This is a genomic window from Magnetococcales bacterium, assembly GCA_015232395.1.
GTDB lineage: Bacteria > Pseudomonadota > Magnetococcia > Magnetococcales > JADFZT01 > JADFZT01.
Window position 1 is genome coordinate 60095 of record JADFZT010000015.1, and the last position, 10809, is coordinate 70903.

6 protein-coding genes are annotated in these 10809 nt (G+C 54.7%); 3 read left to right on the forward strand and 3 right to left on the reverse strand.

Translation table 11 applies throughout. From position 1 onward, the window contains the following. Positions 1-128: 128 nt before the first annotated feature. Entirely contained in the window at positions 129-1925 is a 1797-nt protein-coding gene (locus HQL52_06480) for a hypothetical protein (GenBank protein ID MBF0369085.1), read from the forward strand. A 114-nt stretch (positions 1926-2039) separates the two neighbouring features. Then, positions 2040-3827, forward strand: coding sequence for a protein containing Six-hairpin glycosidase-like domain protein (locus tag HQL52_06485; protein MBF0369086.1), 1788 nt, complete (start codon positions 2040-2042; stop codon positions 3825-3827). Between the two features lie 124 nt (positions 3828-3951). On the opposite strand, the gene HQL52_06490 is transcribed toward HQL52_06485, so the two are convergent. From HQL52_06490 to HQL52_06500, 3 genes are all read right to left on the reverse strand, one after another. Beyond that, complete coding sequence (locus HQL52_06490; protein MBF0369087.1) at positions 3952-5829, reverse strand: SUMF1/EgtB/PvdO family nonheme iron enzyme; 1878 nt, start codon at positions 5827-5829, stop codon at positions 3952-3954. A gap of 40 nt (positions 5830-5869) precedes the next feature. Beyond that, positions 5870-8893, reverse strand: a complete 3024-nt coding sequence (locus HQL52_06495; protein ID MBF0369088.1) for a TolC family outer membrane protein — start codon at positions 8891-8893, stop codon at positions 5870-5872. Positions 8894-9219: 326 nt separating this feature from the next. Then, the gene (locus tag HQL52_06500; GenBank protein MBF0369089.1) at positions 9220-10251 is read right to left on the reverse strand and encodes a hypothetical protein; all 1032 of its coding nucleotides are present in this window, start codon (positions 10249-10251) and stop codon (positions 9220-9222) included. On the opposite strand from HQL52_06500, the gene HQL52_06505 reads away from it, so the two are divergent. Then, positions 10243-10809 (forward strand): hypothetical protein (locus HQL52_06505; protein ID MBF0369090.1); only part of this gene is annotated, 567 nt, incomplete at its 3' end. The two genes, HQL52_06500 and HQL52_06505, sit on opposite strands and share 9 nt — an antisense overlap.

Here is a 10809-nt window from a genome sequence, read left to right on the forward strand (position 1 = left end):
CAGCAGACCCGAAAAACCATCGGCCTCGGTTGGCAGCTTAGCTGAAGCCCGATACCGGCCAACGATCCAGGCTTCTCCACCATAGGGATGGCGGGGCCATGATAAACCGACTGAGCGGAATTGCGATCATGCCCACCTCCCCTGGCCAATCCATCCTGCTAGCCATTCGCAACGGTCTGGTGACTGGAAACAAGGTTCCCCAAACCCTCGATGCCCACGATCTGGGGGTTGATTTTAAAAATGATGGGGGACTGCTCTTCATCACCCTGTTTCAGCCGGGAAAAGCCCCTCTCCGGGCTGGCAGCCAGCGCAAAACATTTCCCGCTACCCTCGACCGGGTAGTGGATCGGCTGCGGAATAAATCCCGATTCGATACATTCAATCCAGAAGATGTTAAAGAGTGCCGAATCATGGTGGAAATAGTGGTTCGGGAAACCCCGGTGGATGCCAAATCCCTCCACAACTCAACCACCTTTGGCCGCCACCGTTTTGAGCCGGGAGTGACGGGGATCAAGGCGACCCGGGAGGGCCTATCAAACTATTATCTGCCCACCGACGCCACCATCCACGGCGAACGCCACATATCCCAGGCTTTGAGACGCCTGGCCAGAATGCACAAGGTGCGTCGTTCCGAGCTGAGCCAGCCTCCCACAAAGCTCATGCTCCTGGAAACCCGGGCCTTCGTCTCCTTTGGTGAGGAGCTGCTTTTCCTCTTTCGCGGGCTCCCCGCCACCCCGCCCCTCACCCCTACTCTCCTCCGGGAGCAGATGGGGCAGAGCGCCAACTGGTTGATGGACAACCTCCAGCCCGATGGCCGGTTTCTCTACTATTATCACCTGGGCAGGGATTCCGCTCGGGATCTGGCCAACACCGCCAACCCGGACTATTTCAACCTGGCCCGACACACCGGCGGCATCATCGGCCTGCTGCGGATTCACGAACGCCTACCCAACCCCCGCCACCTGGAAACCGCCCAAAAAGCCCTGACCTTTTTGGATCAGCAGTGCCTTCGGGAGGAGACTCCCCAAGGGGAACACTGTTACGCCTATTATGACAACAAGGCCACCCTGGGAGGCAGCGGTATCGCCTTGATGGCCATGACCTTTTATCGTCAGCTTTGTGGGGACGACCGCTTTGACGCCACCATGACCGGGCTTGTCCGCCATCTTCTCTCCCGGACCCTGCCCAGCGGGGAGATGCTCTGCTGCTATATTCATCCCCGGCACAACGACGGCCAACCCCTGCTGGATCCAAGCCCCAAACTCCGCAAGCGCCTGTTCAATCTTTTCTATCCTGGAGAGGCGCTTTTGGGGCTGATCGGCTATCTTAAAACCGGCATCTGTGAGCCAAAACTGGCTGAAGAGATCCGCGAAGCAGCCAAACGCGCCATCGATTTTTTGGTGCGCTCCCGCCCCATCGACAAACCCAGGATCTACGACGCCCTCCCCTCGGATTCCTGGCTGATGCAAACCATCGAAGCGTGGTGGCAGGAGCCTGGTTTTCAAGAACCAGCCTGGCGGGATTATGTCTTTGCCGATGCCGAAAAATTTATTCGTTTCATGTATCAACCCGGAGAGACCCCCTACCCCGACTATCCCGGGGCCTTTCACCGGGAGTTTGGCGAAGTGGCGCGGCAATACAACAGCCGGGCCGAAGGATTGATGGCGGCACACTATCTGGCGGTCCAAATCGGTGATCGGGCCATGGCTGATTATCTTCTGGAAAAAATCGAGCTGGTGGCTACCTCCCTGCTGCCGACCTTTGTCAGCCCGGAGTCGGCTTTTTTGTGTCGGGAGCCCCAAAAAAGTATCGGTGCCATTCGCTTCAAACTCAATCAGCAGTGGGTCCGGGTAGATTCGGTCATGCACACCGTCTGTTTTCAATCCCGTCTCTTACCGGTTTTGGAAAAAGGCTGCTCCAAGTGATACCATTGCACCGGTTTCGATTTCGGCTTCGGTTTCGGCCAGTCCAGGAAATCAAACCAATCCCGGCTCAGGTTGGCCAATCCTCTCTCAAAATCCGACAAAGAATCCACTGATATGACTTCGACACCCCTATCGATTGCCATATTTCAAGCCATTCGTGAGACTCTCATCTCCGGGAAAGAAATTCCCGAAACCCTGGATGCCCACGATCTGGGAGTGGTTTTTCAGCCCAGCTTGAGTCAACTGCGCATCACCCTTTTGGAGGCTGGCCAACCCCGTTTACGCTCTGGAGGGCGGCGGGCCACTTTTCCAGCCACCCTTCAGGCGGTGTGTAAACGACTGCGCCAACGCCCCCGTTTTTCAGAGTTCGACCCTTCAGACCCCATGCGCTGCCGTATTTTGTTGGAAATTGTGGTGCAGGAGAGAGAAGCCGATCTGGCCAAAATGGCTGAAACCGAAACCTTCGGTCCCCACCGCTATGAACCGGGCATCACCGGCTTGAAGGCCAGCCTGGAGGGTAAAAGCCACTATTATCTGCCCACCGATGCGGTTTTTCTGGGCCATCGTAATCTCAAAAGCACCCTGCGCAGCATCGCCCGCGCCCTGAAACTCACCGGGGAGACGCTGGCAGAGCACCCCATTGATTTTCATCTGGTGGAGAGTCGCGCCTTTGTCACCTACGAACAAAACGTGCTCTTTCTCTATCGAGGCCTCCCCCCACCGCCCCCCCTCAACCGGGAAACCCTGGAGAGGCTACTGGATGCCAGTGGCCGCTGGATGCGGGACCATATGCGTGAGGATGGCCGCTTTCTCTACTACTATAATTTAGCCAACGACTCTGAAAAAGATCATTTCCACCCCAAAAACCCCAGCTACTACAATATTGTTCGCCACTCCGGCGGGGTATTTGGATTGCTGCGGTTTTATGAATGGTGTGAAGATCCGAGCTATTTGGAAGCGGCCAAAAATGCCCTGATCTTCGTAGAGGAGCAGTGCCGAAGCCACGACACCCCTTGGGGAGAGGGGCGCTATGTTTTTTACAATCGCAAGGGCAAACTGGGGGGGACAGGCTTGGCCCTGACCGCTCTGGCGCTCTATCGCAAGCTCTCCAAAGACACGCGCTTCGATGAGTTGATGACTGGCATGGCCCGGCACATCATCTCCCGCATATTGCCGGATGGCGAGATGATCGGATTTTTCATCCATCCCCGTTTTCATGGGGGGGGGCCCATTGAAAATCCTACCCGAAAGGAGCAGGCGAAACTCTTTTCATTCTACTATCCGGGAGAAGCACTCCTGGGGTTGGCCTTTTTTGTCCAGGAAGGGTTTGCCGACCCGGAACTCGCCGCTACCATCCGGGAAAAAGCCCGACTCACCCTCGATTTTATCATCAAAATCCGCCCCAAACGCTATCCGGAGCTATACAGCAGCCTTCCCTCGGACGCTTGGCTGATGCAGGCCATCGAAGCGTGGCACGACGATCCTGAAATGCGCAACAAAGCCTGGAATCGATTTGTCTATTCCGATGCCCAAAAGATGATCGACCACATGTATCAACCCGGAGAGACCCCCTATCCTGACTATGCGGGCACCTTCCGAACCCATTTTGGCGCCATCGGCAACCACCAAGGCAACCGGGGTGAAGGGTTGGTGGCGGCCTATCATCTGGCGAAAAAAACGGGAGAGAGAAGACAGGCCAATAAGTTTCATAAAGCCCTGATGCTCCTGGCCTCTTCCCTGCCCCAAACATCCGTCACGCCGGAGTCCTGCTATCCCTATCCCAATCCGGAAAAATGTATCGGCTCCATCCGGTTTAAATCCAACCAAAAATGGGTCCAGGTGGATTCAGCGCAACACACCGCCTGCTTTTATGCCCGGCTGCTGCCGCTGTTGAAGAAATAACCATTTATTGGGCTGGGAAAAGCTTTTTATTGTTAAGATCTATGACAATCAAGGTCACGACCGTGGGCTTTGCCCACACCCACCAGGGGGATAATCCCCCTGGACCCGTATCAATTGGAATCGATCAGGTTTCCGGGTTTAATACCAAGCGGAATCCGACATCCAGATAACGGCTGTCGGCATAGTTTCGTCCCCGGCAGCTGGCACGTAGATGGGCGGCGGAAAAACTCCAAGACCCGCCACGCCTGACTCTATATCCTCCACCTTTCCTGCACAGCGGGTTTTTTTCCTTGGCTTCCGGCTTACGGTAAAACCGCGCATCATAATAATCCTCACACCACTCCCAAACATTGCCGTGAAGATCATGGAGGCCAAAACCATTGGCAGGATAGCGGCCCACCGGCATGGTTTCCCCCCCTATTTCCCCCCCTCGACCTTGGCCGTATACCCCTTGGGTAGCAAAATGGGCCTGATCCGCTTCAATGGTGTCACCAAACCAATACGCCCTTCGGGTTCCAGCCCGGCAGGCATACTCCCACTGCGCCTCGCTGGGCAAAGCAAACGCCATGGAACTCTTTTGGCCAAGCCACGCCGCAAACTGCTTGGCATCAAACCAGCTGACACACACCACCGGATGCTGCCGGCTCTGCTTGAAATCCACTTTCCGCCAGCTGAGATCATCCCGCAATTTCCATTTTTCCTCACCAGCCACAGGGCCAAAAGCGCTCCCCTCCCTCTCTGCATCGGTCATATAGAGGGCATCCTGGGCAAATTTGGCAAATTGTCCCCAGGTGACCGGATAGCGCCCCATCCAAAAGCCATCCAGCTCTACCTGGTGACGAGGTAACTCCCGGCTGAAGGCGCCACGATATTTTTCTTCCCCCAGTCGGCTAATCAGCTCACTTTTTTCCGTTCGGCTCTGCCCCATCCGAAACGCCCCCGGTGGAATCCAGACAAATTCCATACCGGTCACCGGCTCCTTACGGATCTCCTTCGGAACGGATGAAACAGAGGGAGGTTTTGCAAAACGCCTTTGGAAACGTGGCTTCAGGCGACTCTGCTCCCTTTGACGCCACGCCTGATGCTCTTCCTTCAAAGCTTCCAAAATGGCCACAAATCCGGAAAATCGCGCCTCACGATCTTTCGCCAGACACCTCTCGATAATCGCCACACAAGGGGCCATTTCAACGCGCACTTCATCCGACCAGGGCAGCTCATCCCCTTGCCGAACATAATCCTGCCACTTGCCTTCAAAGTCAGGATCCAAGGTGGGTCGGCGACCTTCCAGGACAAACAGACCGATCAGGCCGAAGCTGTAGACCAAGGCCTTCTCGTCCACCACTTTTTGGCGTTTATCCAATATTTCCGGGGGGAGATAGCTTTGAGTGGTTTCAACCCGCCGAAACTCTGCGACATGCTCCCGATGGAAGCCGCCCAGGTCGGCAAACGCCAAGGTAAGCGGACCCTTGGAGCAGGTATTCACCAATATATTGGCGGGTTTTAAATCGGTGACCAGAAGCCCGGTATCGGTTTTCAGACGAAGGAGGCTTTCAGCCAGGTTGCTGAGTATGGCCCGTTTACGCTGGGGGGTGTAGCGTTCCCGCTTGATGAGACGACGAATGCAGCTTTTCAGGTTAACAGGCCAATAATCCATATAAATCAGCCCATAAACCGCTACCTTTGAGTCGGGATCGCTCTCCTCATACCGATAATAATCCCGAATCCGGACCAGACTGGCATGGTGAAGCAAATTCCATTTGGCGTTGACCAGGTGCCAATCCCGGCTGATGGATTGGCGCGTTTGATCTTCTCCCTCCTGGTTCACCTCGGGCCGCATTTCCAAGCACAATATCTTGACGGCCACCCGCTTCAAGCCATCCTCGACCAAAAACACCTGACCGTAGGTGCCTGCCCCCAAGGAGCGAACCAGCTTGTATTTCGGAGTGAAACAGCCGATAAGACGTTCCGCTATCGCCAAGGGGAGATCAAATTTATCGGTCATGAATGATCACCCGGCCATGGGCTGGAGAGTCCGCCAACCCTCAATTTTCCACGCTGATTTTCCGAAGCTTCCCCCGATGCCAACGCTTGACGGTTTTGGTTTGGTCAGCTGTTCCAGATGGGTCAACATTTCCAGACAGGTCAACGGCTCCAGATGGATCAACGGCTTCCGGGGGATCTTCCACCAACCACTGATCCTCCTTTTCATGGCGATCCAAGTGCCTGCGCCGACAATTTTCATCTCGGGTGCGACCACCATTTTTACGTATTTTCCAGCAATCCTCCGTATTGGTCCGCCCATAGGTGCTACGAATTTTCCAGCAATCACTGCTTCTGATGGGCTGTCCAGACTTGGTATATTCCTCGATACACTGGTCCACGTTGCGCTGCCAGTTGGGCGTAGGCATCCACCCCCCCGGGACACCGATTTCCTTAATGATATCGACCACTTCCCAAATGTGTCCATAGTCATAAAACGGCCCTACGAGCAAGCGTGCCAGCTCACTTCCGTCAGGTGCCCTGAGGGGATCAACCCAGCTGGGAATACCCTCCAGATCCAGAGCTTTAACCAAAGGCAGCAACTCCCCTGGATCGGCAAAAGCGCCCATGTGTACCAGGAAGGGGCCATCCTTGATCTCGGGAAAATCGAGGGGCAACACCCTTTTTGACAGATGGACCGCCTGATAGCTCAAGGAGAATGGCAGAGAATCGATTTTTTTATCGGGATAGGCCCCCTGACGATACTCCAAAGGCAACTCCTCCCCAGCGGTATTCCCTGGAGGAGATAAAGTCGTGGTCGGGGAGTTTCCGCTGAGCTCCTCTCCAAATTCAGCGATCAACATGTCGAGGCCCTGATCCACACCCGAATCCCCAGAATCCGTTGAAACCGTTGGAACTTTTTTCGAGGCTGTCCATTTGGATGCTTTGGGACCGGGGACCGGATTGTGCCAGTGATGATTTTTCAACAGTCGGGCCGGAAAGCCATTTTTACGAATCAGATCCTTGGCCTTGAAGGCGGCACGAAAATCAACGAATGGCCCCACCACAACCCGAGTGACTTGAGCGCCATCATCCATTACATAGGCTTCCTGATGGCTGGGAATGCCCTTTTCAGCCAACTGCTGGCGATTTTCCTCCAAATATTTCCGATCGGCAAACGAGGCCACATGGACCAATAGCGGGCCATCTTCGATGGTTGGAAAACCGCGCATCAAATCAAACGACTTTGCCTGACTTTCAGGGAAAGTTGAGATCATAACCTGGGAAGAAGCAGCTGGAATGGTGCCTTGAACCCGTGTGGCATGGCTATCTCTCTCCCCCACCACCTCCTGCTGGGCCATTTCAGCCACCAGGGCATTCATCACCAACAGCGTATCCTGATCATCCTTCATACTCTCAGGAGCCGCCACATATGCTGGGGGCTCCGGGGCTGCCATGGCGACCACGGTCTCTCTGACTGAAGGAGACTCCTTTGCCTGGGCCATCTGGGTCACCAGGGTATCCAACACCCCATCGACATCCAACTCTTCATCATCCAGCAATTCATCTGGATCATAATCGGCAGGGTCATTGTGATCGGAACGAACGTTCAACACGGCACTCAGCTCGTCCCTTCTTTTGGCATTGAACGGCCTCGTAATATCCCGCAAGGCAAGGGTTCGTGACCCATCATAAATGACATCCTCCTCCTGATAGCGGCGAGGCCTGGGCCAATCATCCGGGTAGGCTGTGGAGTGAATATGCTGGGGATGCAAAATCCGCCCAAGCTCCTTCCAAAGCCGAATGCGAGCCAGCTGGGCCTGGTAACGCTGACGCACCAAAGAGGTGTTCAGGGTATAGACTTCATACTGAAAATCGAGGAGATCCAGGAGGGTTCTGGTTCCCACCAAAAACTCTTCCTCCATCCCGGAAAGCGCCTTTTCACTGTGAAATAGAGCCTTTTCCAGAGAAACAATCGCCGCTTCGCTGTTTTTCCAATCATATCTGGCTTCACTCGCCTTGCGTATGGCCAGTTTCCGCAGACGCTCCAGCTCGGCCATGGCCCACTCTCTGTTGGCCTTGGCCTCCCTGGTTCGGGCATTGGTCTCACCACCGCTAAACAGGGGCAAATTCAGAATAACCGCCAGGCTGTGTTCATCCTGGTCTTCCTTGAGAGAGATACCGGCAGAACCTCCCAATTCAGCATTCCAGGTTCGGCTGGCGTTAAAGGTGAGGTCAATGGTGGGATAGTGCTCTGCTCGCTCAATCTTGACTTCATAGTCCGCCTGCTCATAACGGGAGCGCCCCGCCCGGATATCCGGACGATCCTCAACCCAGCGAGCGAACTGCTGATCCACATTCGGAGGATCCTCCCAGTAGAGATCCGGAAGGGTCATATTGTTTTTTGGATATTCCCCGACGATCTCCCGGAAAAAAGCCGCCTCCTGCTCCAAGGTATTAAGAGCATCGGCATAACTCGCCTCGGCTTGGGCGGCTCGTGAGGAGGCTTCTTCCACGTCAGTTTGGGTCGACTCCCCCGCTTCCTGACGCAAACGATTCACCTCTCTGTGGCGCAGCGTCACCTTTCGGTAACGATCAGCCAACTCCAGCACCTCTTTGGATTCAAGCCAGTTGGAAGCCACTGTGGCTACCTGAAGACTGACATCCTGGCGAGCCGTCACCACATCGGCAATAACCGCCCGCAATAGAGGCTCGCTCTGTTCATAGTCCAGGGCATCCTGGCGATTGTAGAGGGGTTGGTTGACCAGCAGTTCGATCTTGGAGGCGCGCTCGTGGGTGGCTGTGCCCAGCTTGCGGTAGTGAGTCCCGGAATCAAAGGTATGGGAAGCCCGAAAGTCGATATCCGGCAGAAGCTTGGCCAGCGCTTTGGGGCTGTCTTCCCTGGCAGCACGGTACTCGGCCTCAGCCCGATGAATGATGGGATTACGTGCCTGAGCGATATCCACCGCCACCCAAAATTCACGAATATCAGCCTGACTTCCCTGGGCACAAAACAGAATGGACAGGGAGAGGCAGCTGCCAACAATAGCTGGTTTATTCCATTTTGGTAAAAATTTTGCCGCCATTGAGGATCCAACTTTCAGTGTCAGGGATTGATGACCACCTATGGCAAAGCAACAATCAAACCAAAATTCGACTGAACTGCATATTTCCTGGATATATGGGCATTTCAGGGGATAAACGGGGTCATTAAGTAAATAGGAAGGATGGTGTTCCTCTCGGTATATTTTTCTCCCACCGTCAGACAGGAGGAAAAAGCTTCCCTACAGATTTCTTTCCGTGATCCAGGCAAGTGCCTCCTGTTTTCTGATTGGAACAACTATCTGAAAACCTCAAAAAAAACGGCCCGGATCTTTCGACCCGGGCCGCCTCCTTGAGATTTATAGATGGATTACCACTCGATACGGTCGATGTGATCGAACTCGATAACCTCTTCCGTTTCGTTGAAGGTAATGGTACCGGAAGCATCGTTGAGATCGATGGCACCATGCTGGCTGGCATCTGTAATCGAATCACCTTCGATTTCCAGAGTCCAGTCACCACCACCAGGACCGCTACTGACCCCGGTTTCGGTCAGGTCGATGACATCGGTCCAGTCACCACCCACTCCACCATCTACGAAGCCACCATCCTGATCGGAGCCGAAGATGAAGAGGTCGTTGCCCGCTTCACCGTACATCTCATCCTCACCGCCTCCACCGTAGAAGGTATCGTTACCGTCACCTCCCATCATCAGGTCATCATCTTCCTGACCGTAGAGAGTGTCATCTCCTTTACCACCATAGAGTTCGTCATCACCCTCCTGGCCGTAGAGTTCATCATCTCCCTTATTGCCTTCCAGAAGGTCGTCACCTGCCCCACCTTCCAGGAGATCATCACCCTTACCACCTTCCAATTCCAAATCTTCCGCATCGTCGTCATCCTGGTCGGCACCAGTACCGCTTCCGCTCTTACCGGTATCGCCAGCATCGTCGTCGTCATCTACATCGTCATCTACATCGTCATCGTCCACATCCTCATTTTCTTGATCACCGGCCTCACTGCCACCGGCCTCGTCATCAGGTTCATCATCCTGCCCAGCTTTGGAGTCACCACCCAGCAAATCGTCTTCCAAATCGCTGAACTGATACTCCTCATCCGCACTGGCTCCAGTAGGCAGATCAGCCTCACTCAACTCCTGATCCAGGATAAACAGCTCACCTTCACCAGGACCGTAGCCCTCTGGATGGTTGTCACCGGCCTTCACCGTCAGAGCCACCAGATCCATACCCGGGAACTCGTCAGCCACGAATCCAGCCAAGTCGAGATCGTCGGCATCGAACACTTCCTGTGAACCCTCATCGAAGCTGTCGACCTTGACCTTGACGAAATCTCCATCCTCTTCCTGCAGGTAGAGAACGATGTTGGAGATGGCGTGATCCATACCCGGAACATCCACATCATCGTCCACATCATCATCATCGTCATCATCTACGACGACATCATCATCGTCATCATTGTCATCATCGTCATCATCGTCATCATCGTCATCGTCGTTAATGACATCGTCATCGTCGTCATCATCATCGTCATCGTCGTTAATGACATCGTCATCATCATCGTCGTCTACATCATCATCGTCATCGTCGGCGCTACCGCTGCTGCCAGCATCGTCATCGTCGTCGTCTACATCATCATCGTCATCATCGGCGCTACCGCTGCTGCCAGCATCGTCATCATCGGCGCTACCGCTGCTGCCAGCATCGTCATCGTCGTCATCATCATCGTCATCATCGGCGCTGCCGCTGCCGCTGCTGCCAGCATCGTCATCGTCGTCATCATCGTCGTCTACATCATCATCGTCATCGTCGGCGCTGCCGCTGCTGCCAGCATCGTCATCGTCGTCTACATCATCATCGTCATCATCGGCGCTGCCGCTGCTGCCAACTCCTGCCTCTCCCTCTCCTGCCGCGCCTTCTCATGCTTGCGCTGCCGCCGCTGC